Annotated in this window: 35 protein-coding genes; 25 read left to right on the top strand and 10 right to left on the bottom strand. The window is 54.5% G+C overall.

Annotation, left to right across the window (positions count from 1 at the left end; translation table 11 throughout):
* Positions 1-38: 38 nt before the first annotated feature.
* Positions 39-1,469, bottom strand: a complete 1,431-nt coding sequence (pyk, locus tag ACH3PB_RS13475) for a pyruvate kinase (RefSeq protein WP_416395675.1) — start codon at positions 1,467-1,469, stop codon at positions 39-41.
* 87 nt (positions 1,470-1,556) lie between these two features.
* Positions 1,557-1,715: a DUF1127 domain-containing protein gene (locus tag ACH3PB_RS13470; protein WP_416395673.1), complete on the bottom strand. Its 159-nt coding sequence runs from the start codon at positions 1,713-1,715 to the stop codon at positions 1,557-1,559.
* A 164-nt stretch (positions 1,716-1,879) separates the two neighbouring features.
* Here ACH3PB_RS13470 and ACH3PB_RS13465 point away from each other — a divergent pair, with 164 nt between their 5' ends.
* Both ACH3PB_RS13465 and ACH3PB_RS13460 read left to right on the top strand, forming a co-directional pair.
* Positions 1,880-2,797: a LysR family transcriptional regulator gene (locus ACH3PB_RS13465; protein ID WP_416395671.1), complete on the top strand. Its 918-nt coding sequence runs from the start codon at positions 1,880-1,882 to the stop codon at positions 2,795-2,797.
* Between the two features lie 169 nt (positions 2,798-2,966).
* Positions 2,967-3,353, top strand: coding sequence for a hypothetical protein (locus tag ACH3PB_RS13460; RefSeq protein ID WP_416395670.1), 387 nt, complete (start codon positions 2,967-2,969; stop codon positions 3,351-3,353).
* A 12-nt stretch (positions 3,354-3,365) separates the two neighbouring features.
* On the opposite strand, the gene ACH3PB_RS13455 is transcribed toward ACH3PB_RS13460, so the two are convergent.
* Positions 3,366-4,403, bottom strand: coding sequence for a ribonuclease Z (locus ACH3PB_RS13455; protein WP_416395669.1), 1,038 nt, complete (start codon positions 4,401-4,403; stop codon positions 3,366-3,368).
* A gap of 3 nt (positions 4,404-4,406) precedes the next feature.
* Positions 4,407-5,318, bottom strand: coding sequence for a fructosamine kinase family protein (locus ACH3PB_RS13450; RefSeq protein ID WP_416395667.1), 912 nt, complete (start codon positions 5,316-5,318; stop codon positions 4,407-4,409).
* Between the two features lie 82 nt (positions 5,319-5,400).
* Here ACH3PB_RS13450 and ACH3PB_RS13445 point away from each other — a divergent pair, with 82 nt between their 5' ends.
* The 11 genes from ACH3PB_RS13445 to ACH3PB_RS13395 all read left to right on the top strand — a co-directional run bounded on the left by ACH3PB_RS13445 (position 5,401) and on the right by ACH3PB_RS13395 (position 13,774).
* Positions 5,401-5,811, top strand: coding sequence for a TA system antitoxin ParD family protein (locus ACH3PB_RS13445; RefSeq protein WP_416395665.1), 411 nt, complete (start codon positions 5,401-5,403; stop codon positions 5,809-5,811).
* The gene (locus ACH3PB_RS13440) at positions 5,808-6,383 is read left to right on the top strand and encodes a zeta toxin family protein (protein ID WP_416395664.1); all 576 of its coding nucleotides are present in this window, start codon (positions 5,808-5,810) and stop codon (positions 6,381-6,383) included. Before ACH3PB_RS13445 ends, ACH3PB_RS13440 begins: the two co-directional genes overlap by 4 nt.
* A gap of 18 nt (positions 6,384-6,401) precedes the next feature.
* A complete protein-coding gene (locus ACH3PB_RS13435; RefSeq protein ID WP_416395662.1) occupies positions 6,402-7,016 on the top strand; it encodes a class I SAM-dependent methyltransferase in 615 nt (204 codons plus the stop codon).
* Between the two features lie 107 nt (positions 7,017-7,123).
* Positions 7,124-8,029 carry a mechanosensitive ion channel domain-containing protein gene (locus tag ACH3PB_RS13430; protein ID WP_416395660.1) on the top strand — a complete coding sequence of 302 codons (906 nt, stop codon included), beginning with the start codon at positions 7,124-7,126 and terminating at the stop codon, positions 8,027-8,029.
* 168 nt (positions 8,030-8,197) lie between these two features.
* Positions 8,198-9,142 carry an MBL fold metallo-hydrolase gene (locus tag ACH3PB_RS13425; protein ID WP_416395658.1) on the top strand — a complete coding sequence of 315 codons (945 nt, stop codon included), beginning with the start codon at positions 8,198-8,200 and terminating at the stop codon, positions 9,140-9,142.
* A 62-nt stretch (positions 9,143-9,204) separates the two neighbouring features.
* Complete coding sequence (locus ACH3PB_RS13420) at positions 9,205-10,479, top strand: acetyl-CoA C-acetyltransferase (protein WP_416395656.1); 1,275 nt, start codon at positions 9,205-9,207, stop codon at positions 10,477-10,479.
* 5 nt (positions 10,480-10,484) lie between these two features.
* Complete coding sequence (locus ACH3PB_RS13415) at positions 10,485-11,234, top strand: esterase/lipase family protein (RefSeq protein WP_416395655.1); 750 nt, start codon at positions 10,485-10,487, stop codon at positions 11,232-11,234.
* A gap of 897 nt (positions 11,235-12,131) precedes the next feature.
* Positions 12,132-12,410, top strand: a complete 279-nt coding sequence (locus tag ACH3PB_RS13410; protein ID WP_416395653.1) for a type II toxin-antitoxin system RelE/ParE family toxin — start codon at positions 12,132-12,134, stop codon at positions 12,408-12,410.
* A 9-nt stretch (positions 12,411-12,419) separates the two neighbouring features.
* Complete coding sequence (locus ACH3PB_RS13405; protein WP_416395651.1) at positions 12,420-12,707, top strand: HigA family addiction module antitoxin; 288 nt, start codon at positions 12,420-12,422, stop codon at positions 12,705-12,707.
* Between the two features lie 142 nt (positions 12,708-12,849).
* A complete protein-coding gene (locus ACH3PB_RS13400; RefSeq protein WP_416395649.1) occupies positions 12,850-13,434 on the top strand; it encodes a hypothetical protein in 585 nt (194 codons plus the stop codon).
* 145 nt (positions 13,435-13,579) lie between these two features.
* Positions 13,580-13,774 carry a hypothetical protein gene (locus tag ACH3PB_RS13395; RefSeq protein ID WP_416395648.1) on the top strand — a complete coding sequence of 65 codons (195 nt, stop codon included), beginning with the start codon at positions 13,580-13,582 and terminating at the stop codon, positions 13,772-13,774.
* A gap of 103 nt (positions 13,775-13,877) precedes the next feature.
* Here the strand turns inward: ACH3PB_RS13395 and ACH3PB_RS13390 are convergent, their stop codons facing one another.
* Positions 13,878-14,831 carry an IS110 family transposase gene (locus ACH3PB_RS13390; RefSeq protein WP_416395646.1) on the bottom strand — a complete coding sequence of 318 codons (954 nt, stop codon included), beginning with the start codon at positions 14,829-14,831 and terminating at the stop codon, positions 13,878-13,880.
* 291 nt (positions 14,832-15,122) lie between these two features.
* On the opposite strand from ACH3PB_RS13390, the gene ACH3PB_RS13385 reads away from it, so the two are divergent.
* The 3 genes from ACH3PB_RS13385 (at position 15,123) to ACH3PB_RS13375 (ending at position 16,725) form a co-directional block, all read left to right on the top strand.
* On the top strand, positions 15,123-15,566 hold the full coding sequence (locus ACH3PB_RS13385; protein WP_416395644.1) for a hypothetical protein: 444 nt from the start codon (positions 15,123-15,125) through the stop codon (positions 15,564-15,566).
* A gap of 660 nt (positions 15,567-16,226) precedes the next feature.
* Positions 16,227-16,523, top strand: a complete 297-nt coding sequence (locus ACH3PB_RS13380) for a BrnT family toxin (protein WP_416395642.1) — start codon at positions 16,227-16,229, stop codon at positions 16,521-16,523.
* Positions 16,501-16,725, top strand: coding sequence for a BrnA antitoxin family protein (locus tag ACH3PB_RS13375; RefSeq protein ID WP_416395640.1), 225 nt, complete (start codon positions 16,501-16,503; stop codon positions 16,723-16,725). Before ACH3PB_RS13380 ends, ACH3PB_RS13375 begins: the two co-directional genes overlap by 23 nt.
* Positions 16,726-16,949: 224 nt before the next feature.
* Here the strand turns inward: ACH3PB_RS13375 and ACH3PB_RS13370 are convergent.
* Together ACH3PB_RS13370 and ACH3PB_RS13365 are read right to left on the bottom strand one after the other, a co-directional pair.
* A protein-coding gene (locus tag ACH3PB_RS13370; protein WP_416395638.1) for an IS3 family transposase occupies positions 16,950-18,034 on the bottom strand; the annotation gives its coding sequence in 2 pieces (ribosomal slippage) (positions 16,950-17,773 and positions 17,773-18,034; 1,086 coding nt in all).
* 33 nt (positions 18,035-18,067) lie between these two features.
* Complete coding sequence (locus tag ACH3PB_RS13365) at positions 18,068-18,517, bottom strand: AraC family transcriptional regulator ligand-binding domain-containing protein (RefSeq protein ID WP_416395636.1); 450 nt, start codon at positions 18,515-18,517, stop codon at positions 18,068-18,070.
* A gap of 79 nt (positions 18,518-18,596) precedes the next feature.
* Between ACH3PB_RS13365 and ACH3PB_RS13360 the strand changes: the two genes are divergently transcribed.
* The 3 genes from ACH3PB_RS13360 (at position 18,597) to ACH3PB_RS13350 (ending at position 20,661) form a co-directional block, all read left to right on the top strand.
* On the top strand, positions 18,597-19,514 hold the full coding sequence (locus ACH3PB_RS13360; RefSeq protein WP_416395634.1) for an alpha/beta fold hydrolase: 918 nt from the start codon (positions 18,597-18,599) through the stop codon (positions 19,512-19,514).
* Positions 19,515-19,577: 63 nt separating this feature from the next.
* Positions 19,578-20,237 carry a PDDEXK nuclease domain-containing protein gene (locus ACH3PB_RS13355; RefSeq protein ID WP_416395632.1) on the top strand — a complete coding sequence of 220 codons (660 nt, stop codon included), beginning with the start codon at positions 19,578-19,580 and terminating at the stop codon, positions 20,235-20,237.
* 142 nt (positions 20,238-20,379) lie between these two features.
* Positions 20,380-20,661, top strand: coding sequence for an alpha/beta fold hydrolase (locus ACH3PB_RS13350; RefSeq protein ID WP_416395630.1), 282 nt, complete (start codon positions 20,380-20,382; stop codon positions 20,659-20,661).
* On the opposite strand, the gene ACH3PB_RS13345 is transcribed toward ACH3PB_RS13350, so the two are convergent.
* Entirely contained in the window at positions 20,621-21,160 is a 540-nt protein-coding gene (locus ACH3PB_RS13345) for a hypothetical protein (protein WP_416395628.1), read from the bottom strand. The genes ACH3PB_RS13350 and ACH3PB_RS13345 overlap by 41 nt on opposite strands.
* A 238-nt stretch (positions 21,161-21,398) precedes the next feature.
* Here ACH3PB_RS13345 and malQ point away from each other — a divergent pair, with 238 nt between their 5' ends.
* Positions 21,399-22,901 carry a 4-alpha-glucanotransferase gene (gene malQ / locus ACH3PB_RS13340; RefSeq protein WP_416395626.1) on the top strand — a complete coding sequence of 501 codons (1,503 nt, stop codon included), beginning with the start codon at positions 21,399-21,401 and terminating at the stop codon, positions 22,899-22,901.
* A 51-nt stretch (positions 22,902-22,952) separates the two neighbouring features.
* Here the strand turns inward: malQ and ACH3PB_RS13335 are convergent, their stop codons facing one another.
* Positions 22,953-23,168, bottom strand: coding sequence for a DUF4351 domain-containing protein (locus ACH3PB_RS13335; protein WP_416395625.1), 216 nt, complete (start codon positions 23,166-23,168; stop codon positions 22,953-22,955).
* An 82-nt stretch (positions 23,169-23,250) separates the two neighbouring features.
* Positions 23,251-23,400 carry a hypothetical protein gene (locus ACH3PB_RS13330; protein ID WP_416395623.1) on the bottom strand — a complete coding sequence of 50 codons (150 nt, stop codon included), beginning with the start codon at positions 23,398-23,400 and terminating at the stop codon, positions 23,251-23,253.
* Between the two features lie 267 nt (positions 23,401-23,667).
* Between ACH3PB_RS13330 and ACH3PB_RS13325 the strand changes: the two genes are divergently transcribed.
* The 5 genes from ACH3PB_RS13325 to ACH3PB_RS13305 all read left to right on the top strand — a co-directional run bounded on the left by ACH3PB_RS13325 (position 23,668) and on the right by ACH3PB_RS13305 (position 26,663).
* Complete coding sequence (locus tag ACH3PB_RS13325) at positions 23,668-23,946, top strand: DUF488 domain-containing protein (RefSeq protein WP_416395621.1); 279 nt, start codon at positions 23,668-23,670, stop codon at positions 23,944-23,946.
* 34 nt (positions 23,947-23,980) lie between these two features.
* Positions 23,981-24,355 carry a DUF1801 domain-containing protein gene (locus tag ACH3PB_RS13320; RefSeq protein WP_416395619.1) on the top strand — a complete coding sequence of 125 codons (375 nt, stop codon included), beginning with the start codon at positions 23,981-23,983 and terminating at the stop codon, positions 24,353-24,355.
* 135 nt (positions 24,356-24,490) lie between these two features.
* On the top strand, positions 24,491-24,706 hold the full coding sequence (locus tag ACH3PB_RS13315; protein ID WP_416395617.1) for a PspC domain-containing protein: 216 nt from the start codon (positions 24,491-24,493) through the stop codon (positions 24,704-24,706).
* Positions 24,707-24,736: 30 nt separating this feature from the next.
* Entirely contained in the window at positions 24,737-25,180 is a 444-nt protein-coding gene (locus tag ACH3PB_RS13310) for a hypothetical protein (RefSeq protein ID WP_416395616.1), read from the top strand.
* A 277-nt stretch (positions 25,181-25,457) separates the two neighbouring features.
* Positions 25,458-26,663 (top strand): thiamine pyrophosphate-dependent dehydrogenase E1 component subunit alpha, encoded by a 1,206-nt coding sequence (locus tag ACH3PB_RS13305; RefSeq protein ID WP_416395614.1) that lies wholly within the window; start codon positions 25,458-25,460, stop codon positions 26,661-26,663.

Here is a 26,663-nt window from a genome sequence, read left to right as displayed (position 1 = left end):
TATCGCAGAAAAGCCCCGGATGTCCGGGGCTTTTGCGTTTAAGGCACCTGGAGAATCATGAGGGCATTGGTGGCGCCATGCAGACCCATGTGGGTGCCCTTGGTGTAGATCACCCGGTCGCCGGAGCAGATCGCGCCGCGTTGTTTGAGGAAGTCGATGGCTGCCTCGTTCACCTGTCCGCTCTCCATCGAGGTGGAGTCGAAATACAACGCCTGTACGCCCTTGAACAGGGCCATCTTCCGCTGGGTCGCCTTGCGTCGGGTCAAGCCATAAATCGGCAGGCTGGAGCTGATGCGGGACATCCATTTCGGCGTATCGCCTGATTCAGTGAGGCAGATGATGGCTTTAACGCTGCCAAGGTGGTTCGCTGTATACATCGTCGCCATGGCAATCATTTCGTCGGTACGCTGGAATTTGCGGCTCATGCGATGATCGGTCAGCTGCGACATTGGATTCTTTTCAGCGCCTACGCATATGCGTGACATCGCTCGCACGACCTCGACTGGATACTCGCCAGTTGCGGTTTCTGCCGAAAGCATGACGGCATCAGCGCCATCGAGTACCGAGTTGGCCACGTCGAAGACTTCTGCGCGGGTAGGCATGGTGCTGGTGATCATCGACTCCATCATCTGTGTGGCGACGATGACCAGGCGGTTGAGGTCATTGGCGCGGCGGATGATGTGCTTTTGCGTACCGACAAGTTCAGCGTCGCCGATTTCCACGCCGAGATCGCCACGGGCCACCATCACAGCATCGGAGGCTTCGATGATATCGTCGAGGGTAGAGTGGATAACGGCTTCCGCGCGCTCGATCTTGGCGACGATGGCGGCACTGGAGCCGGCATCTTCCAGCAGTTGGCGTGCTTCACGAATATCATCACCCGTCTTTGGAAACGAGACCGCAACATAGTCGGCCTCTATTTCACTGGCGGTCTTGATATCGGCGCGATCCTTGTCGGTCAGAGCCGGTGCTGATAGACCGCCGCCCTGCTTGTTGATGCCCTTGTTGTTCGAAAGCTTGCCGCCCACACGCACCTGGCAGTGCAGCTTGAGCCCATCGACGGATTCGACGCGGAGCTGGATGCGGCCGTCGTCGAGCATCAGGATATCGCCGGGTTTACAGTCGCGCGGGAGTTCTGGGTAGGCGATGGAGACACCGTGCTCGTTGCCTTTTATACTTTCATCTGAGGCGTCGAGTACGAACTTGTCGCCTTCCTGCAACTTCACGCTGTCGTTTTCGAAGCGCCCGATGCGAATCTTCGGACCCTGTAGATCGACCAGTATGGCCACATTGAGTTGATGCTTTTCAGCGCAATGCCGCACCAGCTCAGCCCGCTTGACATGATCCTGGGCCGAGCCGTGTGAGAAGTTGAGCCGAACGACATTGGCACCCGCCAGAAGCAGGTTCTCCAATGTCGTTTCGGAGTCGGTGGCTGGGCCGAGGGTGGCGAGGATCTTCGTGCGGCGCATCGTCTTGTCCTTGTGTGCGGGAGTCGGGGGTATGGTGATGATTACGCCCCACAGTCTCGCACAGCCCAGCACGTTTGCAAGCAGTGCTCACCGCTGCCAGAAGTGCTTGCTGGTCTCCCTGATGATGTCTGCCTGTCGCAGACCAATATCTTTCATCAAATGTGGGCTGAGCCGACTGAGTTCATCGCGTTCGCGGCTGCGTTGGACCCATTGCCTTAGCACTCTGAATACCTTGAGAAGTTTCATGATGTCTGTCCTCGTGTTGTCTGAGTCGATAGTTTGCGACGGTGGGCTCGGGGACATCCAATCGTCATTCATGATGAGCGTCATCCGCTATTGCGATGGCGTCTGGTTGGCAGATGCGTTTGAATATGAGACTCAGGCCAAGCACCAAACGAGGGAAGAGAGCAATGGAGCTGACACATCTGCGGACTTTCGTGGCCGTCGCCGAGGAGGCCCATCTCACCCGGGCAGCCGAGCGTCTTTTTACCAGCCAGCCTGCGGTTTCGGCGCAGTTAAAGGCGCTCGAGGAAACACTCGGCGTTAGCCTGTTCAACCGGCTGCCCAAAGGCATGAAGCTCACGCCAGCCGGCGAGCGGCTGCTGGTGCAGGCTCGCGCTGCACTCGATGCCGCCGGCGCTGTAATGGAGCAGGCAAGGGCTCTGCGCGGCGAAACACTCGGCCGGCTGTCGATCGGGATCAACTCGGACTTCGATTTCCTGAAGTTGGGCGATATGACCCAGGCTTTCAATCAACAGTACAGCGGTATCGAGCTCTCGTTACTCAACGGTATGTCCTACGACATCATTCAGCAGGTCCGACGCGGCACCCTGGATGCCGGCTTCTTCTTTGGCCCCTGTGAAAACACAGGTGATCTGCAGCTGCGCTCGCTTTGTATGACCACGATGGCACTAGTCGGGCCAGTTGCCTGGCGAGATCGCTTCCAGCACGCCACGCGGGAAGAGCTGGTGCAGCTTCCGTGGATCTACACCACGCCGCGCTGCCCCTTCTTCCAGCTCCAGCGTGAGCTATTCAACGGAATGAACTACGAGCTGCAGAAAACGGCCTTTGTCGATAGCGAAGACGCCATCCGGGCCCTTGTGCAGCGTGGTGCCGGTATTGCCTTTTTGCGGGAGGATGACGCCGATCGTGCCGAAGCAGCAGGTTGGGGCGTACGCTGGCAGGGCGTCACACCCAGTATCGAACTGTCGATCGCCTGGCGGAAAAACCGCGATCAGGAACCACTCATTACAGCGCTGCAGAACGTGCTGACACAACTGTGGCCAGAACTATCGGATGGGAGACGCATTGGCGACCTTGCCTTGTAAGGATTGCACTGCAACAGGGTGTTGTTGTCAAACTTGCGCCGGTTCCCATGAGCGATAGATGGCACTGAAGAGCCCGCGACAGGCAACTCTCTGAATTTTTTGAGGTCTAAGCGGATGGCACGGACTTTGTGAGTAGCTGGGTCCGAACCATGAATAAATGGAGAAGACCATGGCTACAGCAACTCGAACTACCAGAGATGAAGGACGTACCGCTACTACAACCCAAAAAAGCGGCAAGGAAGACAGTACCTGGGACAATATCAAGAATGCGATGAAGCGTGACTGGGAGCAGACCAAGAACGACTTTGGATCTGACGATGCACGTGACATGGACCAGGATGTCGATGACACGGTCAAGCAGATGTTCGGCAAAGACAGCCGGTTCGAAGATCATGAACCAGCTTTCCGGTATGGCCACGAGGCCAGTCAACGGCACGGTCGAGATCATCCCGAATGGAATGCCGATCTGGAGCGCAAGCTGGAAGCCGAGTATCAGGGCGACTGGCGGGGAGACCGCCCATTTGTCCGTTATGGCTATCAGCACGCCTTCATCTAGGCTGAAGCGGCTTCAGTTGGTTTCAGAGCTATTCGCTGCGTCTTCGGGCGCAGCGCTTGTGTCAGGCTGATCAGCGTGCTCTGCGGGGATGTATCGCCCGAGATGACCGTGCGGATCAAGCCAAAATCGGTCCAGGTCATTCGCGAGGTGAAGCCGTCCGCTGTAGTGGGCGCTCGCTTCAGCTTCTATTTCGGCCATGGTACGTGGGCCGCGTCCAACCTGCTGGTACCTTGAGCTAAAGTGCGTCAGCACAAGGTTCTTCACCTTAGCCTTTTCCGCGAATCCGGCGATGGCCTTTGCCGTACTATGCTGAGGATCGAATTTCAGACCCTGCGAAACATCCTCGGTATACGTCGCTTCATGAACCACAACTTCCGCAGTGCTTGCAGTCTCAGCCAGACACTCCGGTCGGTCGTTGTCACCGCAGATAATAATCTTCCGAAGCTTTGGCGGCGGCATCAGGTAGTCTTCACTGACGAGCGAGCGGCCATCGTCAAGCGTCGCATCCTCGCCCTTGTGAATCGCTCCCCAGATCGGCCCCGCCGGCACCCCATCCGCCTTCAGCTTCTTCACGTTCAGCCTGCGCTGCTTTGGCTTTTCGGTAAAGCCGTAAGCGAAGGAGGGCACACGATGTGAGAGTTCGCTGATATCAACTGTGAAGTCGCCGCAGTCGATAGCTTGCTGTGCCTGCGTAACCGGGACGAACTCGATCTCGAAACTGAGCCAGCTCTGCGTGACATCAGTGGCCACCTTGATGAACTGCTCGATAGCCGGAGGTGCATATATGCGCAGGGGTTCAGTCCGGCCTGACATACTGGCGCTTGCCAGCAGCCCTGGCAGGCCGAAGCAGTGGTCGCCGTGCACATGGGTGATGAAGATGGCGTCTATCGTGTACAGGCTCAGTGGGGTCTTCAGGATGCGGTGCTGCGTGCCTTCGCCACAGTCCACGAGGTACCAGCGCCTGGCATGCTGCATTCGAATGGCGGCGCCGCTCACATTACGACGAATGGTCGGCGTGCCGGCCGAAGTGCCCAGGAAAATCAACTCCATCGCTCAGCCCCGGTAGGGTTTCAGTATTGCCTGTACAGCGGTCGCATAGGGATCGCCGAACATCAGCAGGTGGTTCAGCCAGTGATAGAGGTTATATACGGGCACGCGCTGGCGCCAGCCGGCTTCCATGGGCCAGCAGTCGTTGTAGCGGGCGTAGAAGGCCTCTGGCAGGGCACCAAACAGCATCGTCGCAGCGATATCGGCTTCGCGCCAGCTGTAGGCAATCGCCGGGTCTATCAGCACCGCTCGACCGCCCGTAGTGCCGAACTGATTGCCGGTCCAGAGGTCGCCGTGTGTCAGCGATGCAGGCTGTTCGGGGATAATGGAGGACAAACGTTGCAGCAGTTTTTCAAGTGCCTTCATGTCCTGCCGTGAGATGCGCGACTCGTCGTAGCACAGGCGTGCGAGATGCAGCAGGCGCCGTTCAGCAAAAAACTCATAGCCGTCCCGGCTGCGGGTGTTGTCCTGCAGGGTGAGCCCGCAGTAAGTGTCGCGGCTATAGCCGAATTCCACCTGTGTCTCGCGATGGATGTCTGCCAGTCCTTCAGCCAGAGCCTCGGCATGGGCATCACCGCGGATCATCTCGATGAAATCTATCACGATCGCATTCTCGGATTGAAAAAGCGTCTCCGGCACGACCAGCCTTTCGGTCTTCACGGCCCTTCTGAGCAGGTCGAGCGATTCAGCTTCGATGGCGTACATGTCGGGCGGTGGTTCGGCGTGAGTCTTGATGAAAAGGGTGGATGTGCCCGATGTTACCTTGAAAGCGGTACTGATGCTGCCACCGTTGACGCTTTCTATACGTCGATTACTGCTTGGCTTGCCGCCGCGGCCACCACGGCCAAACGCCTGCTCACGCGAGTCGAGAAAGTCGATAACTTCCTGAGGAATCCTGTCGTCTGCTTGCTGTGCCATGATCTGCCTTTGAAAGCGATGTAGCATAATGCTACAATCCACTCAGTGTATCGAACATCGTCTCGACTGTGAAGGTAGCAATATGGCCAAGTATTCCTCGCCTGTTCGTCTCCAGGCTGCACTCATGCAGGACGCCGCCCTGACTTCGGTGCAGGAGCATCGTAGCACGGCACAACAGATCGAATACTGGGCCAGCATCGGTCGTACCCTATGTGATCGCGTCAATCCTGAAATGCTCGCCAGTCTCGTGTCCGGCATGGCCACCTTGAAGGTGGAGCAGGTCGGCGATGTGGATATCGATCCCGAAGATGTTTTCACAAGCCTTGAGGCGGACCGGGAATCTGGTGCGCTGACCAGTGCCATATCAGCGCTTGCGCCTGTTCGTTATCAGGCTGCACCGGGGCATCCGGGTCTGCTGGAGCGTATCGATGCCGATGGCGTCACCCTCGGCCGCTTCATCAACGGTGAGTTTCAGGTTCAACGCGTATCGTGAGCCGTCCCCATCTGTGGGTGCTGGCGGGTGGCAACGGTGCAGGCAAATCGACATTCTTCGAAACCCGTCTGAAGCAACACGGGATTGCCTTCGTCAACGCCGATCTCATACAGCGTGCCATGTTCAGGGGGCTCGGACCTGAAGCCTCCTATAGCGCAGCAAAACTCGCTGGTAAGATGCGCGACAAGCTGCTCGAAGAACGCCGCAGTTTCTGCTTCGAAACTGTGTTCTCCCACGGCTCGAAAATCGACTTCATCGCCAAGGCCAAGTCGCTCGGCTATAAAATCACCCTCGTTTATATTCATCTCTCTGACGATAACCTGAACCTTGCGCGGGTTGCCGGCCGTGTCAGCACTGGTGGGCATCACGTGCCCGACGACAAGGTGCTCAGTCGCATACCTCGTGTGCTGCAGTTGATGCAGACTGCGCTGCAGATTGTCGATAGCGCTTATCTGCTCGACAACAGTTCGGCCGATAATCCCTTCCAGGTCGTCGCCCGGGTTAATGCTGGGAAGGTCGAGCCAAAGGTTGAGCCATTGCCGGCATGGGCGCAGACTATGCTGCAGACCTAAGCACGCAGGGACGCCGCCATGAGCTTTTATGAAGACAGAATTCTGCCCCATCTCATCCACATCGCCTGTGGCACCAAGCCGGTACTGCACCAGCGCGAGCTGATTGTGCCGCAGGCCACGGGCCAGGTGTTGGAAATCGGGATGGGCTCGGGCCTGAACCTCCCTTACTACGATCCGACCAGAGTCACCAAAGTCTGGGGCCTGGAGCCCTCAAAGGGTATGCGGAAGAAGGCGGCATCACGAGTGGCGGCAGTACCGTTTGAACTGGAGTGGCTGGATCTGCCCGGCGAGGAGATTCCGCTGGAGTCGAAGAGTGTGGACAGCATCGTACTCACTTACACGCTTTGCACGATTCCGGATTGGCTCAAGGCGCTGAAGCAGATGCGCCGTGTGCTCAAGCCTGGCGGCCAGTTGCTGTTCAGCGAACACGGCAAGGCACCAGATGCAGCGGTGGCGCGCTGGCAGTCGCGAATCAACCCAATGTGGGGCAAGCTCGCGGGTGGCTGTCATCTCAACCGAGAAATCCCCCGGCTATTGCAGGCGGGTGGTTTCAGAATCACCGGTATGGACGAAGGCTATCTGCCAGCCATGCCGAAAGTTGCCGCTTACAACTACTGGGGTCGCGCGAGCTAATGCTCAGTGGGTAGCCTCCTACCTCGACGACACGACTATTGAGGTCTATCTTCGGTCCTGTGACGCCACCTTTATGCAGACGGCACCTCAAAATTGGAGAACATTAGATGTTGGAGCAGGTAGGCATCACCACTGAAGGCTTCTCTTGGTCAGGGCCGGTGTTCAGCCTCATTGGCAGTACCGTGATACTCATTATCACGGTACTCGTGCTTCGAGCGCTGTTTACGAAATTCATTCGTCGCAGCGTCCCATCGATAGACCTGCGTCGAAAATGGCTGGTGCAATCGCGCAACGGCCTCATTCTGCTGCTTGTGCTCGGGTTGGTAATGATCTGGGGCGAGGAGCTCAGAACACTGGCGCTGTCGATCGTCGCGATTGCGGTAGCATTTGTCGTGGCCACCAAGGAGCTGATTCTCTGTGTAACCGGTTCGCTGCTGAAGACTGGCTCACGCTCCTTCGATATCGGCGATCGCATACAGGTGAAGGATTTTCGCGGCGATGTGATCGACCAGAATCTTCTGGCCACCACGCTCATGGAGGTCGGGCCAGGCAAGATGGCGCATCAGCGCACCGGCCGGATGACCGTTATTCCCAATGCGATGTTCGTCTCTGAAGCTGTGATCAATGAAAGCTATACCGACGATTATGTGCTACATGCGCTGACTGTCCCTTTCAAGCGCGAAGACGACTGGATGGCGGCTAAGGCGGCATTTTTGAAGGCAACCAAACGTCACTGTGAGCCCTTCCTCGAAGACGCCCGCCGTTATATGAAAAAACTGAGCGATCGGCGTGGTCTCGATGTGCCATCCGTCGAACCGAGGGTGACCATACATGCACCCGTCGCGGCAGAAATTCATCTGGTGGTGCGCTTTCCATCAAAGGTGACCCAGCGCAGCCACATCGAGCAGGCGATTCTTCATGAGGTGTTCGGGAATCGCAATTATCTGCCAGTAAAGCTTGAGGATCGACGGCCTGAGGAAGAGGATCTTGAGGGAGAGGCTCCGGCTGTTTAGATTTCAGCGCGTCCCGTTCAGCGGATGGTGTTACAGCCATTCACGCCTTTCTTGACCAGTCTGCCATCGCTTAACGGGCGAAGTGAGCGGTTCAGAACCCGCTTGTAAAGCGCCGCGCTTCCTGTTTTATTTGGACGCTCCCAGGGACGAGTCCAATACAGGTACAGCATGAACAAGCAACGCAATCAACATCATGTACAGTATGCATTCAAGAGCGTCTGCATGGCCGCCACTTTTGTCGGTTTCGCCGGCGTGGCCGTGGCTGATGATAGTCATCACCAGGACAAGACAGCATTCACCAGTAGTGAGCTCAAGCCAGGCTTTGTGTTGCTGCAGGGCAAGGGCGGCAACGTGCTGTTGTCGCACGGTGAAGATGGCCTGCTGCTCATAGATAACGACTACACAGAAATGTCTCCGGCCCTCGAAACTGCCCTCAAGGGCTACGACGGCAAGCTGAAGTATGTCTTCAACACGCACTGGCACGGCGATCACACCGGCGGCAATCAGGCTCTTGGAGAGGCTGAAATCATCGCGCACGACAATGTGCACAAGCGCTTGAGTAGTCGCCAGGAGGTCAAGCTGTTCAATATGGTTTCTGAGCCTTACCCTAAAGACGCACTGCCGGATATCACCTTCGACCACGGCGTCACCCTGCGTTTCAATGCCGAAACCGTCAATGCGCTGCATCTGCCAAAAGGTCATACTGACGGCGACAGCATCATCTTCTTCGAAAGCGCCAACATCGTGCACATGGGCGATCATTTCTTCGCAGGTATGTTCCCCTTCGTCGATGTCGCCAGCGGCGGCAACGTTCGGAACATGGCGGAGAATATCACCAGCGTGCTCGATCGCATCCAGGACAGCACGGTCGTCGTGCCGGGTCACGGTGAGGTCTCTGACAAGCAGGCACTCATCGATTTCCGCAACATGCTCAGCGCGACGGCGGACGAAGTCGAGATCATGATGAAGAAGGGACTTTCACTCGAGACCATTCAAGAAAAAGGTCTGAGCCAGCAGTGGGATAAGTGGGGTAAGGGCTTTATCAATGAAAAAACCTGGATCGGCATTGTGCATGACAGCCTGTCGAAGGCTGGCAAGCCAGACGCCTCTTAGGTAGATAACGCTTGTATGAGTGGTTCGAAATCTATTCAGCAAAGGCATAGGGACTAGTGAACATGAAACAGACCAGACGCGTCGCCATCATCGGCGCCAACCGCATTCCATTCTCGCGTTCGAACAAGAACTACTCGCTGGCGAGCAACCACGACATGTTACTCGCCGCGCTGAATGGCCTGGTTGACCGGTACAAATTGCAGGGCCTGCGACTCGGTGAGGTCGCCGCCGGTGCAGTGCTCAAGCTGTCCAGCGATATGAACCTGACTCGCGAAGTCGTACTTAGCAGCAAGCTAGCGCCAGAAACGCCTGCCTATGACGTGCAGCAGGCCTGTGGCACCGGCTTGGAAACAGCCCTGCTGGTCGCGAACAAGATCGCCCTCGGACAAATCGAATGTGGTATCGCGGGCGGTGTCGATTCGGCTTCCGACGCGCCAATCGAAGTCAGTGAAAAGCTGCGTGGCATCCTGCATGAGCTCAACCGGGCGCGCAGCTTCGGTGAGCGCATGAAGGCGCTGGGTAAGATTCGTCCGGGGCACCTCTTGCCGGCTGTACCGAAAAACGCTGAGCCACGCACCGGCTTGTCCATGGGTGAGCACTGTGAGCTGATGGCGAAGGAATGGAACATCCCGCGAGAAGCCCAGGACGAATTGGCTGCCCGGAGTCATCAGCTGATGGCGGCGGCCTATGAGCAGGAGTTCTTCGATGATCTGATGACGCCGTACAAGGGCCTCAAGCGCGATAACAACATGCGCGAAGACTCCACGGTGGAGCAGCTCGCCAAGCTCAAGCCAGCCTTCGACCGTGAGAACGGCACGCTGACCGCCGGTAACTCGACACCACTCACCGACGGCGCCTCAGTCGTGTTGCTAGGTACTGAGAGCTGGGCGCGGGAACGTGGTCTTCCGGTGCTGGGCTACCTGGTGGATGGCGAAGTCGCCGCGGTGGATTTTGTCGAGAAGAAAGAGGGCCTGCTGATGGCCCCCTGCTACGCGGTGCCCCGCCTGCTCGAACGCAACAACATGAAGCTGCAGGACTTCGACTACTACGAAATCCACGAAGCCTTCGCCGCACAGGTGCTCTGTACCCTCAAGGCCTGGGAAGATCCAAAGTTCTGCAAGGAGCGACTTGGTCTGGATAAGCCGCTGGGCAAGATCGATCGCGCGAAGATCAATGTGCATGGCAGCTCACTGGCGGCGGGTCATCCGTTTGCAGCGACTGGCGGGCGCATTCTCGGCGTGCTGGCGAAGCTGTTGAGCGAGAAGGGTAAGGGCAAGGGCCTGATCTCGATCTGTGCGGCTGGCGGGCAGGGTGTTGTGGCGATTCTGGAAGGCTAAACTAGGTGCCGAACCGCCATATCACAGGGCTACTCGCAGGACTGTTACTTACCGTCCTGAGCGCCTGCTCAACCACGCTGAAGCATCCAGAGGCAGCAGCTACAGCACGCGATGAGTGCGTGGTGCTGCTGCACGGTCTCTGGCGGAATAACCTGGCGATGTGGCCGCTGGAAGATGCATTGCTCGCGCAGGGTTATACGGTGGTGAACCTGGACTATCCATCGACCAGCATGTCCATTCCTGAGCTCGCGGAGCAGTATCTGGCGCCGGCTGTCGAACAATGTGACGAAGCCGTGGAGGGCCCTACGCATCTGGTGTCGCACTCGATGGGCGGCATCGTCGTGCGCTGGTATCTGCAGACGGCAGCGCTTCACCCGGAAGCGCGAGTCGTCATGCTGAGCCCGCCTAATCAGGGGAATGAACTGGCCGTCCACTTCCGCGACTGGCCCTTGTTCGATCTCTTCGTTGGTCGGGCCGCGCGGCAGTTATCGACTGATGAGCTGGGCATACTCGGGCAGATCCAGCCCCTGCGTTCGCCTACAGGCATCATCGGTGGGCAGAGAACGCGTGGCTGGCTCAGCCTCGGACTGTTGCCGACGCCCAATGATGGTACGGTTTCCGTGGAAAGTATGCGCCTGCCGGAAATGCAGGATTTTCTGCTGGTGGATGAATCGCACGTCAGCATCCGTGGCAGTGCACTCGTTCATGAGCAGGTGATTCACTTTCTCAACAAGGGGCTGTTTAAGGCTGGCTGAGGCTGGAATCATGGTGCTACCTCTACCTCCCGAAATTGCGGGCGAGAGCGTTCTAGTTCTGTTTTTATATACAGTGTAATGAAAATCGCTCAATTGAGTGGGGTCTGTGCTCGGTTTGCCCGACCGGGCGTGCTCTGTTTGACCGGGCTGGTGGGATATAACTATTTGATATTGAATGAGTCTGCAGAGGTAGATGGCGGGTTACAGAGCAGAGAAGTGCTCGATTTGCGCATATGAAGGTTTCTGCCAGACTTATCTTTGGATCGGTCAGGTTGCTGGCAGGTAAGTGGGGACATAGCTCGTTGATCTTATTGGGTATTCTGCCATCCTGACTTGACGAAGTTGGAAAGTGGTCGGCGGGCTTACTGAGCGCGCATTATAATAAGCTGTTAAAACTTCTATGAAAAAGTGTTGTGGTAAATTTCTAGTGCCTTCGATCCATTACCGCGCCAGCATTCTGGACTCGCTGGGTTTGTCGATTTTGCTAAGCTTTTTTCTAGGTTTGGCTGGTTTAATCGCTTGGGTTGCTTCAGCAAGCTTGGTCTCTTCGATTGAGGATGGGTCTTTCTTTGATCGAGGGTGGCTTGGTGCCCGAACTGTTCATGCGGGAGCACTAGTGCTTATCTTTCTTTATTTTTTTCTGCCAAAGTTTATCAATGCTTCGAGTCACCTGGTCGATTACCAGTTGCAAATCACCTCTGTCTGTAAGGCGTGTGGCTCGAAGCACCAGCTTGCCAAATATCCGAAGGTGGCAGACCCGTTTTAACAAGGCGCTGCAAGGGACGTGGCCAGTCGTCACAATTTTTGCTGACGCAAAAAGTCGCGCCAATTGGCCAAGCCCATGAGCGCGGCGTTATGTGAATTGACACCTGTAACCACCCGGGTTACGATGCTGGCATGATACGTAGCTTCAAGCACAAGGGACTGGCCAAGTTTTTCAAGACCGGCAACACTGCGGGTATACAGGCAGATCATGCCAAAAGGCTGAGGCTTGTTCTCGCGACACTAAATGCCGCCAGTGCGGTTAAGGACATGGATTTGCCGGGGCTCCGTCTTCATCAGCTCGTGGGCAATCGATCAGGCCTCTGGTCTGTCACTGTAAGCGGTAACTGGCGGGTTACCTTTCGGTTCGAAGACGGCGATGCTGAAATCGTGAATTACGAGGACTACCATTGAGGCCTACCTATGATGATGCATAACCCTCCCCATCCAGGTGAAATTATTCGAGAGCTCTGCTTAGAGCCTCTTGAGCTATCTGTCACAGCAGCAGCAGAGGCGCTTGGCGTTAGCAGGAAAACCCTCAGTGCTTTGCTTAACGGTAAAGCTGGTATCAGCCCGGAGATGGCGGTGCGGCTTTCCATTGCATTTGGCACATCTGCTGAGACTTGGTTAAACCAGCAAACACAGTATGAGTTGTGGCACGCCGAGCAGCATCGGCACGAGTTGTCTGTGAAGAGGCTGGTAGCAGCGTAGTCGCATCACATAACCAGTTGCTGCAACCGACATACGCGCTTCCACGGGTTTTGCGCATGTCGCTTCGCACCATTTTCGCGCAAAACCCGCTCCAGCGCGCATGCGGCTGAGCAAGGCGTTATGAGTGCAAGGATGTTGGGCTATGGATCGCCAATTACTAGATGCGTTTGAGGCTGTAAGAGATAGCGTCAATGCTTCAAGGGGACACTACCAGATTTGGTATGCCTTGAGGGCTAGAGGGAAAGCGATAGATCAATACTTCGATGAGATGAACGACTATCGTTTCAGAGATTTTTTCTTGGCAGCAAATATTGGCCACTTTAAGCTAATGTTCGTAGAGATCGCGTGCCTATTTGATTCTGGAGGCGGCTCCCACAGTGTTCGAAATCTGAAATGCTTGATTCGCGCAAACGGGTATGGTGGCCTTGCAAAAAACTTCGAGAAGCAGCTTAAGCCATTTGGTAGCCTGGTCTCGAATATAAAGACCGTTCGCTCTAAAGTCATTGCCCATAAGGATATTGGGGTAAACGAAAAAGATTTGTACCAGAAGCACGGTATTAAGCCCGACGAGATCAAGGTGATGTTGGACACGGTCGCCTCCCTGATGCGGGAACTGGAAACTGTTATCACAGGAGATGCGTCGTGTCATTCAGTCGGGTCATCCGATAAATGGGAAATTTCTACCTACAAGCTTTTGGAAACTCTTCGGATTGCAAGAAACCCGTAAGCAAGACGTGCACCTAGGGCCTGGGCATCGGCTGGTCAGAACATTCGGTTTTAATCTCGACAATGGTATGAGGTAAGAAGTGCGATTTACGCTTCCAAGTTATTGTGATGATTTTGACCGTTTAGTTTTGGTCCCAGCGACTTTTATGAGCAAGGATGGCGGTGTGTTTCTTCTCATAGCAACTGCTTTTCTGCTTCAGTTTATCCATCCGCTGATCGCCGGAGGCTATGTGTGTTTCGCCGGAGTATATTTTGTCTATGTGGCCGGCTACGGTAAGATTTTCCGAGTGTTAGCGTTTGCAATTTCTTCGCTGGCGGTTTTTGCATCATTCAAGGCGTAAGAGTTACCGTCCTGGTGCTGCAAGCAGTCAGCAGAACAAAGAGTGTGCCGATCGTAACCTCAAGGCGGCTCATAACAAGTGACTGTGGTGTCAACCCCAAATATTAAGCCAGATTCGCACGCCACGGTTCACCGTTTTTCACCATCGTATTCAGCACCACGATGAGCTTGCGCATGCAGGCAACCACAGCGACTTTCGGCAGTTTGCCCTGAGCTTTCAGATGCTGGTAAAAGCGTTTGAAAACCGGGTTGCATTTGATGGACGACAGCATGGCCATGAACATCACTGTTCGGATTCTCGGTCGCCCCCCTTTGGTTCGACGCTTGCCGCTGAGTGTCCCGCTATCCCGATTCATTGGCGCTACCCCGACCAGGGCTGCGATCTCTTTCCGGTTGAGTGAGCCGAGCTCTGGGAGGTCACTGAGTATCGTGTAGGCGAGGACTTTACCCACCCCAGGTACGCTGGTGAGGAGTTCGGTTTTGCTTCGCCACTGCTCAACTTTTGCAACTTCCTGATCAAGCTGCTGAGTAATTGTTTTGATCTGGGTCTCAAGTGATTTTAGAAGGGTGTTGATAGAGCGGTGCAGTGATTTCGGCAGGATCTGTAGCCGATTCTTTTCCATCGTTGCCATTTCCAGAAGCTGACTGCGTCTGACGAGTAGGTCCTTGATGAGTTGAGCGTTTTGGTCTGCTGCGGGCTTGAACTCCGGTTTAATTGTTGCTGCGTATCTAGCGATCACCCCGGCATCGAGCTTGTCGGTTTTGGCTAGTACACCAATGACCTGAGCAAAGCGTCTGACGCTGATCGGATTGACCACAATGATGGGGAGTTCTGCCTTGTGACAGGCAGCGACCAGGGCGCTTTCGTAGCGACCAGTGGCTTCAACAACGATGCGGGCAACTGGTTGGCCCATGAGTGTTTTGACGAATGCGGCGATGGCCTTTGCGGAGTTGGCAATCGAATAGCATTCGTTGAAAGGATGGAGCACGATATCGAGCTGAGCTTTACCGACATCAATGCCAACGTTGAGTTCAATTTGGTTTTCTGGTGTGTTCATAATAAGCTGACTCTGCCTTGCTATACGGGCTCGAGGCCCCGATGACTGTTCGAGTTATCGCTTTAAGAGTCATGCAACGCTCGCACTTGTTACCGGTCTCTCGAGAGAGGAGCCATGCATGCACCGAGCTGTTGCACGAAGACCCTCAATGGCCGTTGAGGGTGGGCCTCAATTTACCCAAACACGGCAGGAATTATCCATACAAGGCATGCAAGGGACAAATTTCCGTTCCGTATTTTGTGCTTTCGCTCCGCTCAATGTTTGCACAAAATACTCCACTCCAATTTACCCATGATGGCAGCGTTATATTTAAAAAAGGGTGCCGTGATTAACTTGCAAGTTAAGGATAAATTCGAATTACAGGCTATCCACAAAGCACTTATGGAAGCAAAATTCCACCCGAGTCCTGAACAACCTATAGTTCAATCAAGTCCTATGGTTGCGAACTTTATGCATAAAGTTGTAAATGAACTAGAAAAAATTAATTGGGTAACTGAGGCAGAGAAAAAGTTTCGTGGGATTGAATACAAAAATGACTGGGCAGAGTGGAGACGAAACCCTCCGGAATCTATTGTACTGCCATGTGTTGTGTGCAACTTAAGTGAAATCGAAGAATTAGAAAATACGTCTGAACAAGAGTTTTTCGAATTTATGGAAGTATTATTGTCGCCATATAAGGTAACTAAAGATAAAATTAGTGAAATTGTCACTGCGGCAAAAACTAAAAAAATATAACAAGTGGCTCAATAGGATTGGTAACACTTGTCACCTTTTGTGCAAAAAAACGCACAAAAGCCGCCAAATATTACCAACCCATTAGCCAGGCGTTATGAGTTGTCGGGGTTCAATCTATGAGCTGGAACAAGTTATTGACGATTTTACATTTAGTTGTCGGTTCCTGGTTCGTCTGGTATGCCGTCTACTGGGGTTTGATCACGAAGCCAGACAGCGAGCCATTCACGTATTATTTGGTTGGAGCTATGACAGCGATTACGGCCACAACCTGCTACGGAATCTATGCACTAAAAAATTGGGCTCGCTTGCTCTCTATTTTGCTGCAGTCTCTAGCCATCATCTTTCTCTTAGGTACATCTGCAACCGTCATTTTTTGGTATGGGTTCGACCTTCGTATGATGTTCGATATGTACTTACCCGTAGGTTTGCTAATTACGGGTATCTTGATTATGAAGCAGCCGGAGGTGGTTAAGTTGTACGGCTGTGAACCAAGCTCATAACAAAGTTGCTCCAACTGACACAGCGGTTTACGCTCCTTTTTGTGCATTCGCTTCGCTCATTGTTGCACAAAAATCCACTACAACCGCTGCGCAGCTGAGCAAGGCGTTAACTATCAGGTAGTGCTGGAGATACCATTACACTGTAAGTACAATGTAGGTTATGCATCATCTGACCTTCCAATGGGACGCAGCAAAAAGCGAGTCCAATTTGCGCAAGCATGGCGTCTCTTTCGAAGAGGCGAAGACCGTGTTTACCGACGAGTTTGGTCGGTTGCTGAGCGATCCAGATCATTCTGAGGCTGACGAGGATCGTTTCCTCCTCCTGGGAACGAGTATTCACTCAAAACTGCTGGTCGTTTGTCACTGCATCAGAGAGCAAGAATGCATTCGAATTATTTCTGCCCGGAAGGCTGAGAAGCGCGAAAGAAAACTTTATGAGAGGTTCCGTCATGCGTGATCACTATGACTTCACTGACTCCAAGCCGAACCCGTATGCTGCAAAACTCAAGAAGCAAGTCACTATTCGGCTTGACGAAGATACCGTCGAGTATTTTAAGCAAATGTCAGAGCGGAAAGGTATTCCTTACCAGAGTCTGATCAACCTATATCTTCGGGACTGCGCAGCTACGCATAGAGATCTCAAGCTGCAGTGGCAATGATAGTTAACAAGCGGCTGCAGCAGACAAAGGCTTGCTGTCACCCTTTTTGCTATGCGCAAAAAGGCCGCCACCAAACCTTAGCTGCTGAGCCGAGCGTTAGAGGGGGTTCGGTCGATGTTCGCCGAGGAGGTTGAGAAAACCATGAGGAGTCCCTGGAACTATCCAGGATTGGCTGCCCGTGAACCTGTAATCTCCCCATTCTTAAACGGGCTTTTTCATAGAGCCTAAGCTGCGTTCAACAGCCATCTCGGCGGCACGCCACCGATAGCTGTATTGGGCCGCTCATTGTTGTAAGTCCAGAGCCACTGCGTGGCTAGTAGTTGGGCCTGCTCAACCGACTCGAAGAGATTCAAGTCCAGCCATTCGTGTCGAGCCGTCCTATTGAACCGCTCGACGTAGGCATTCTGCGTCGGCTTGCCCGGCTGGATGTAAAGCATCGTGATTTGCTGCTTGTTCGCCCAGGCCACCAGCGGCCCCGATAGCAGCTCTGGCCCATTATCACACCGAATCGCAGCAGGCTTGCCCCGCCATTCGATGATCTGCTCCAAGGACCGTATGACGCGAGCACTCGGCATCGACAGATCCACATCCACTGCCAGACCCTCACGGTTGTAGTCGTCAATCACGTTCAGCGTGCGCAGCTTTCTACCATCCAGAAGGGCGTCGCTCATGAAGTCCATCGACCAGACCTGGTTCGGTGCGGTCGGAACACTCAGCGCATCAGGCTTCTCACGCTTGAGACGACGCCTTGGCTTGATGCGCAAGTTCAGCTCCAGCTCTCGATAGATGCGATACACGCGCTTGTGGTTCCATCGATAGCCTTTGACGTTGCGCAAATAGAAATAGCACAGGCCAAAGCCCCAGCGGCGGTGGGTCTCAGTCAACCGCAGCAACCAGTCTGCGATCTGAGCGTTTTCGCTCGATAGCTGACTCCTGTAGCGGTAGCAGGTCTCGCTGATGCTGAGGCATTCACAAGCCAGGCGGATCGACAGACCATGTTTTTCCACGGCCGCTCTGGCCATCTCTCGTCGCTGAGATGGCCTTACAACTTTCCCTCGAGGGCTTCCTTACGGATCTCGGCCTTGATGCGCTCCTCGGCATACATCTTCTTGAGCCGGGCATTCTCCGCTTCGAGCTCCTTCATACGCTTTATCAGCGATGCATCCATGCCGCCAAACTTACTGCGCCACTGGTAGATCATGGCCGTGCTACAGCCGTGCTCTCGCGCCAGCTCAGCGACCGATACGCCGTTCTCGTGTTGCTTCAAAATCGCCATGATCTGGCTGTCGGTAAAACGTGATTTCTTCATAGATCGCTCCTGATGTTCTCATCATAAAACGCTCTACTCAAAAGTACCGTTAAAATCTGGGGGGATTACAACGGCAAGCCCGTCTCGCTCCTTTAACGAATAGCATTCCAGCTGACTCATCAAAACCGAGTTCTGCACGAACACGCGCAAAGCTTCGCCGAGCGACTTGCACTGGCTCACCCAGCTGGCCAACAGGCCCTTGGTATCCGGCGAAATGTACTGGCCGATAATCAAACCGTAGTCGGTGGTCGTGGCGACCGCTTCAAGCCGCGCCCATAGCTGCTGAACAAGCTCTACCGGCACTCGGTCGCTGGGTGAGAGGCTGTGCAGGTCGAGCCCCAGGCTCCGCTCGAGCTCGCCTTCCGGCACCACCGCCTTGTCCACTGCAGCTGCCAGAGTGCCGCGAAAGGCATGATAGGAAATGCCCTGGGCCTTGGGTGAGCCAGCTTTGTTGCTGGCGCTGGTGATGTTACGTGAGGACATGGGTCAGTTACCGCCGGACGCGTGAAATGGCTTGCCCCGGCTTACAGTGGCGGCATGTAAATATAAGGAGTCTCTGCCCATGTTTCGCTTGGTCAAAAAGCTGTTTGTTGTGGCACTCATCGTTCCGGCATCAGGCTGTTCCAGTCCCGCCTCTCACACGGATATCGAAGCCAAGTATCGTAACGCGCAGTCACAGACTGTGCAGGTCACCGGCATGAAGATCCACTACCGCGACGAAGGCAGCGGCGAGCCGATTCTGCTGCTCCATGGTACCGGCTCATCGCTACACACCTGGGATCAGTGGGCCAGCTCGCTTGCGCCACACTACCGGGTTATCCGGGTCGACTTGCCTGGAAGCGGTCTGACCGAGCCCCATCCAGCGGCTGCCTATGAAGTGGCCGACGACGTTCAGTTCGTGCATGCGTTTCTCGAGCAGCTGGGCGTGGATAAAGTTCATATCGCCGGCAACTCACTTGGCGGCCGCATTGCCTGGCAATTCGCTGTCGATCACCCCGAACAAACGCAAACGCTGACCCTGCTCAACGCCCTCGGCTATCCGCAGGATTCATGGCCGCCAGCTATTCAGTTTGCGCAGTATCCGGTGTTCGACACGCTGATGGCAAGTTACCTGCCGCGCTTCGCTTTCGCCACGAGTCTGCGGGATATCTACCACGACAAGGACCTGATCAGTGACGAGCTCGTAGACCGCTACTACGAAATATCCACGCTCGATGGCAAGCGCGAAGCCTTCACCCAACGGGTCAAGGCAAGGCTCGACGAGGACAGTGCGTTGATTCCCCAGGTTCAGGTGCCAGCGCTCATTCTGTGGGGAGAGGAAGACAAGTATTTTCCGGTAGAGAATGCCCATCGTTTTCATGAGGACATCGCCGGATCACGTTTGGTGGTTTATCAGGATGTCGCTCATCTCCCGATGGAAGAAGTGCCGCGCCTGTCAGCAACTGACTTTGAAGGTTTTCTGCGCGAGCACCCCCTGTAAAAGCTGCGTAGCGAGTCGGGAATATGCCTTTGGAGAAGATCCAAGGACATGGTCAGCGGAACGTTGGGAACAACAAACATCTGTTCGGAAGACGGGCTGGCCCGTATGCCCGTATATGGCTTTGATGTGACCAACTTGCGTAATATGCGGCAGTTCTATCTCACGTTCCGAAATCGCGACGCACTGCGTCTCGAATTGAGTTGGACACATTACCGAAGCCTTATTCGGGTTGAGAATCCTGTCGCGCGGGAATGGTATGCCACCGAAGCGGCCACACAGAACTGGAGCGCCCGCGCCCTGGAACGCCAGCTCGGTGTTCTCTACTACGAGCGTCTGTTAGCCAGTCAGGATAAGCAACTCGTCGAGCGAGAGGCGCAAGAAAAAACAGCAGAGCTGGTAGAGTCACCGCAGGAATACCTGCGAGATCCATACATACTCGACTTTCTAAACCTGCAGGACAAAACGTATCAGGAGAGTGATCTCGAGCGCCGTGCTGACGACAATCCCACCATTGGTCTGATCCTCTGCAGTGAGCGCAACAACACTGTCGCCAAATACTCGGTGCTGAATGAGAGCAAGCAACTCTTTGCCTCCAAGTACCTTACCGAACTCCCTAGCGAAGAAGAGCTCAAACGAGAGTTGGAGCGAGAACGGGAAAAGGCCCTCCGGTTACGGTCAGCCAAGGCAGAAGATCCCTCACATCCCACCAGAAAATCCACATGATAGTGCTCATCATGCCGCACCCAGGATCTCTTCTCAGAGAACTGAACGTGCGCCTTCAGATCGTCGCGATACCTGGACACTCGATGGCAAGCGCGAATCCTTCACCTAACGGGTCAAGGCGAGGCTCGACGAGAATAGTGCGTTGATTCCCCAGATTCAGGTGCCAGCGCTCATTCTGTGGGCAGAGGAAGACAAGTATTTCCCGGTAGAGAATGCCTATCGTTTTCAGGAGGACATCGCCGGATCAGGCCTGGTGGTCTATCAGGACGTCGCTCATCTGTCTATGGAGGAAAAGCCGAGTCAGTCAGCCGCAGACTTTGGAGATTTACTGCGTGAGCACCCCATCCTGGGTGCTGACCGCTCATGCGGTCAGCACCTCACAGCTAGTGCGCCAATTTTTCAGTTTGCGCAAAAGGATTGTTGAACGATGAGCCAACACCCGCCAGTCTGACGTCGCGATGACGCTTGGTCATAAGTTTGCGAATTGTCGGTTCGAGCTTTCTGGGAACATCGACCATCAACAGCAGTTTGCCTTCGGCAACCGCATCGTGAAACGGGCGAATCTTGTAATTTTCAGTGCCTATACCACCCATCCCACCAATCCAGGTGCCGGCGCAACTGAAGAACAATACGATCGCAGCCTGAATCCCAAGGCCCATCGTCGTGCCAAAGGCAGTAAAGAACTGCAGACAGAGTACGATCACCACGCCGAGCAGCATACCGCCTAGCAGTCCTCGCTCCATCGAATGAATGATGTCCAGACGCCGAATAAAATTCGCGCCGTGTATGTGTTGTTCGTCGAGCGCACCTTCGTTTGCACTGACGACATTGAATTGCGCATCAGTGATGCCGTTAGCGTGCAGGTCTTCCGACACCGAAGCCACCCGTTCGAGATCAGCTGCGATGTAGTACATACGTTTCATGGGAAAACTCCTCGAGAGAACCTCGGTTCGTTTACGGAACTACTGTTTAAACAATACGCTGCCAGCATCGCGGCCGATAAGACTTTCTGGCTCTAAAGCGCTCATCTTTTAGCCCAGTCTGGCATTGCGGCCATCAGGAGAAATCACTCGTATAGGTTCAGTTCACGGGGCAAATCTGTATGGTACTGAGTACAACTACCCGCCTCTCCCCACCATTTGATAAGGAGCTACCCTTCTTTTGGATACCTCGCCCCGAAGATCCGGAATTCTGCTGCATCCATCCTCCCTTCCCAGCGCCGACGGCATCGGCAATATCGGCGCAGCTTCGCAGGAATTCATGAGGCAGCTGGCATCGGCTGGACAATCTGTTTGGCAGATGCTTCCAGTCGGTCCGCCGGATGCTGTGGGTAGCCCGTATTCGTCAACATCCGCGATAGCGGGCGATCCAGCATTGATCGATACTGCTGAATTGCACGATGTTTCAAGTGAGGGCAGGCCTTCGCCTAAGGAAAGAGCTTCGGATATTCATGTAAGCCGCCGCTTGAAACATCGTTTACTTCAACGATCATTTCAGGAATTTCGGAAAAATAAGGCCAATCTCAAGGCCCTCGAAACGTTCAAGGCGCAAGAGGGCGCGTGGCTGGATGATTACGCCTTATTTCATGCTTTGGCAGATCATTATGGCACCGTTCGCTGGTATGACTGGCCTCAGGATCTTGCCCAGCGCGATCCAGAGGCACTTCGTACCGCCAAACAATCGTTCAAAGAACAGCATGAATTCTGGTGTTTCTGTCAGTATGAATTCAATCGACAGTGGTCTGAACTGCGCGCATGCGCACACGACCATAAGGTGGAACTCATCGGCGATGCACCTATCTATGTCGGCTATGAAAGCTGTGATGTTTGGGCCAATCCTGAACTCTTTTCGCTCGACCCGAATACCCGAGCGATCAAGTCATACGCCGGCGTCCCGCCCGATGATTTCTTCGGGGGTGAGCCACAAAATTGGGGCATGCCCACTTATGAATGGTCAAACCATGCCGCCGATCGGTATCAATGGTGGGTAAGTCGTATCCGGCGTCTGACATCGTTATTCGACCTCATACGGGTGGACCATTTCAGAGCACTGGAGTCCTTCTGGTCGATCTCCGATCCATCAAAGCCAGGCGATGGCGCATGGATCGAAGGGCCGGGTCAGGCGTTTTTTGATGCCATTTATGACGCGCTCGGGCCGATACGACTGATCGCAGAAGATATCGGCATCATCACAGAAGCTGTCGACAAATTGCGCCTCGATAACAGGATCCCTGGCATTCGAGTTCTACAGTATGGCTTTGGACTGGATCTATCCCCGAATAACCATCTACCTGAAGCAGTTGACGACAATGCGGTCGTTTACACTGGCACGCACGATACTGATACCACGATGGGGTGGTATGACAGTCTGAGCGATGAGAAGCGCCAGTTTCTTGAACGTTATTGGCAGGACTCACAAAGTGATATGGACTTGAGTCCCCCCTGGCGTCTCATGTTAACCGCGATGCGGACAAGAGCGCACACAGTCGTTATTCCTATGCAGGACGTTCTCAACCTGGGTTCCGAGGCAAGGATGAATCTACCTGGGGTGGTCAATGAGACCAACTGGTCCTGGAGGATGGAAGCGCCTATGACAGAGGAAGTTATAAACGAGCTGAAGGCATTAACTCGCACGGCGGTCCGCCTGAGAGCCTCGACAAGCTAAGCGTGATGATGAGGCTCGTGGCAATCTCGCCGAGGCGCGAGGCGGTGATGATCAGTCAAAGACCTGTTCGAGTGAATCTGCGTCGAGGACCAGGTCCAGCCATCGCTCGAGTTGCTCGCCTTTGGCTCCATCGACCCGCTCTACGGCCCATTGCGGCAGCACACCAAATCGTCGAGTCAACTGCCGCTTGAGGGTCCGCGCTTCGCCGAGCTCAATGCCTTGCTCAATATAAGCCCGGCCCCAGTTGTTGCTTCGTTCATTTAACATGCTGTGCATCTCCGTAAGGTTCCGAATTGATTCCAGCTCGACGCCTTCTACCTTATTTCTGATCAGTATACGCCCAATCCACTCATTGAAGGCTCTTACCAGGTCCGCTTGCCGATCCTGATCGAGCCAGACGATGAGGTTGGCGAGTAATCGTCACGAAGCCGAGCAGGAGATCTCGCACCATCTCCGGATGTGAAAACAGCTGTTTATAGCCGTGGTCATGAACTGCCATGAATACCTCATCCTTGAAGTGGACGGGCAGGGTAGCGGTTTCAACGTCGAAGCGGAAGAGTCTGGATAATCATGAGTTTATTCGCGATCATACCCTCAATTTCAGGCAAAGCAGCTCTTCTTCGAAGCAAAGCTAGCCCAAGCCGGGCGGCCCCCAGCATGCAGCAAGACTGACGAAAACAGCCGCAGGAGCACCCATGAACATCAAGATCCATCGAATCTATGATAATGACCTACCGCAGGGCTATCACGCACTCGTAGATCGTCTGTGGCCACGCGGGGCGTTTCCAAGGACGAAGTTGATCTTGACGGTCACTGGAAAGATCTTGCGCCAAGCGACGATCTTCGAAAGTGGTTCGATCATGATCCCGAGAAGTGGGGCGATTTCAGAAAGAAATACATGAGTGAGCTCAGCGATAATAAGTCAGTAGCGAAAGCCCATCTCGAAGAGGTAAGTCAGAAGAACCTTGTCCTTCTCTATGGTGCAAAAGATGAGCAGCACAATCATGCTCATGTGCTGAAAGAGTACCTCGAGAAGCTGGGCTGAGTTATTGAGCACCACCACTCGCAAGGACGCCAACGTGACTACAGAACGAATCGAGACGCTGCTGAATGACATTCGCAGTCTGAACGAAGAACACTTCGCCATCGCAGACAAGCTTCGTCAGCTGGCGCTGGCGGCGAACCCCGATGTTGCAGAGGAAGTTAAATATGGCGGCATTCTCTTCTCCATAGCGGGGTCGCCGTTCTGTGGTATTTTTTCGTACGCCAAACATGTATCGATCGAGTTCAGCCACGGCGCAACTTTGCCTGATGCAGAGTGCAGCCTGGCGGGCAACGGAAAGTATCGCAGGCACCTTAAGCTTCACACAGTCGAAGATATAGAGAGTAAACGAGTAGAATCTTTCATTGCGCTAGCGTGCGATCATGCCTTCTCCGAGAGCGAAGGTCTTTAGACCACACCTCGAAGCTGCCAAGGGAAAAAAATGGGATCAGTCACAGCCGTTAGCAAGCGCTTTCGAAAGAGCCACATCAGGCACTGGAGCCTGTTGAACTAATCTCTTGAACGATATCGCTAATCACGGGGAATTATGCAGCTAAAAAAATCGAAACGCCGAGTCCTGTTCGGTGTGGCAGGTGGGATCGCAGAATACCGCAATACCAGCGCTTTCAAGGTTCGAATGTTTGGGCTTCTGGTTTTGCTCATCACTGGCGGAGCCGTGATCCCTGTCTATCTGGTCTTGGCGCTCGTCTTGCCACCAGCAGATCAGGCTGGTTCTCCCAACGGGACGAATCCTGCCGAATAAAAGGCGAAGCGGTCCCAAGGAAGTCTCTCAATGAATTACGAAACCCTGGACACGATCGCCGATGCCTACGTGCCTCTGCTCGGTGTCATCTGCATCGTGTTGATAGCCCAAAGAGCCTTGGTTACAGACTGGGCTCACGCACGCAAAGGTGTGCTGCTCCTTATCCATGGTCTCATCGTCACCTACGGTCTGATGGTACTGGATTATCAACTGGGCATCTGGCCTGCAGTCGGGCTTGACTACAGCACTCATTCAGCAATTGCTATTAGTCTGGTTTTAGTCGCGCTCTTCATAATGCCGTCATTGTTATGGCCGCTCGTTTCGTCATTAGTCGGCTACGGGCTCCTCATGCTGTATCAGAACTACCACACGCTTGCCGACCTGCTCACTACAGGTGTTGGGGTGTCGCTACTGATCTTCCCTGTGGGATATGTCCTGTTCCGTCCAGAAAAAAGTTCGAACGAAACAGCGTGACCCCTCGGCCCCATTAAGCCCGTCCGCCCCGAAATTGCTTCAGGCCTCAAACGCTTCTATTGTTCAAGAAGAGGACAACTGACACCGCTGAGGCCACCATCCATGCTAACGACCTGCCCACATCAATACCTGACCTTGAGATGCTGTAGACAATTTTCTCACTTTTAGCACTATCGCAACTGGGCATCTTACGTTAACGTTAACGTAACCCAACATGTTCTACCGGCGCCCTCACAAGGGGCTCTCCGGCCCTCGGACCCAATCAGGAAGAGGAATTATGACAACAACAAAAAAATCGAAAGACGTTCATTCGCCGGTTTTTACGGACGGCGCGGAATTCAGCATCCCGACATTCTCCCTGCTAAAGGTGGATGGGACGCTCCATAAGGGCGGCAAGCCCCCCGAGCTGAATGAGTCGCAGGCCCTGCGTATCTATCGCAGCATGGTTTCAACCCGGATTCTGGATGAGCGCATGCTCGCTGCTCAGCGTCAGGGTCGTCTCAGTTTCTACATGCAGTGTACGGGTGAGGAAGCCGCCGTAGTCGGCAGCACCGCCGCACTGGACGATAGTGACATGATCATGGCGCAATACCGTGAGCAGGCTTCACTGGCGTATCGTGGTTTCACCATCGAAGAGTTCATGAACCAGCTGTTCGGTAATGACCTTGACTACGGTAAAGGTCGCCAGATGCCGGTGCATTATGGTTCGACCAAGCTCAATTACATGACGGTGTCATCGCCGCTCGCCACTCAGATACCCCAAGCCACCGGCTACGCCTATGGTCAGAAACTCGCTGGCGATGGTCACTGTACAGCGGTCTACTTCGGTGAGGGCGCCGCTTCCGAAGGTGACTTCCATGCGGCACTGAATATGGCCGCCGTTCTGCGTGTCCCTGTCATCTTCCTGTGCCGCAATAATGGCTACGCGATTTCCACGCCCGCTGTTGAACAGTTCGCGGCAGACGGCGTGGCACCGAGGGCCTTCGGCTACAAGATGGATGTCATCCGGGTGGATGGCAACGACATCCTCGCAGTCCTGGCAGCCACGCGAGCTGCTCGCAAACTCGCCGTCGATGACAATCGACCGGTGCTGATCGAGATGCTCACCTACCGGCTCGCTGCGCATTCCTCGTCAGATGATCCGTCCGGCTATCGCAGCAAGGATGAAGAAGCCGTCTGGCACGACAAGGATCCGATCCTGCGGATGCAGCGCTGGCTGATCAAGAAGAAATGGTGGGACGAGAGCCAGGAAAAGAACTTGCAGGAGAGTCTCCGCAAGGAGGTTCTGGAAACCATGAAGCGCGCGCAGAAACGTTCGCCTCCGCCGCTGGAGTCACTCATCACCGACGTCTACGAGCAGGTGCCGCCCGCCCTGAATGCTCAGATGGACAAGCTCAAGGCGCATATCCGCAGGTATCCAAACGAGTACCCGAAGTCGGCGGATCAGGCACGCGAAGGCCAAGTTAGAGAGGAGGGCGCGTAA

The organism is Allohahella sp. A8, from assembly GCF_047946665.1.
Taxonomy (GTDB): domain Bacteria; phylum Pseudomonadota; class Gammaproteobacteria; order Pseudomonadales; family Oleiphilaceae; genus Allohahella.
The sequence above is the reverse complement of the archived record's forward strand: the minus strand, read 5'-3'. Positions and strand labels throughout refer to the sequence as shown.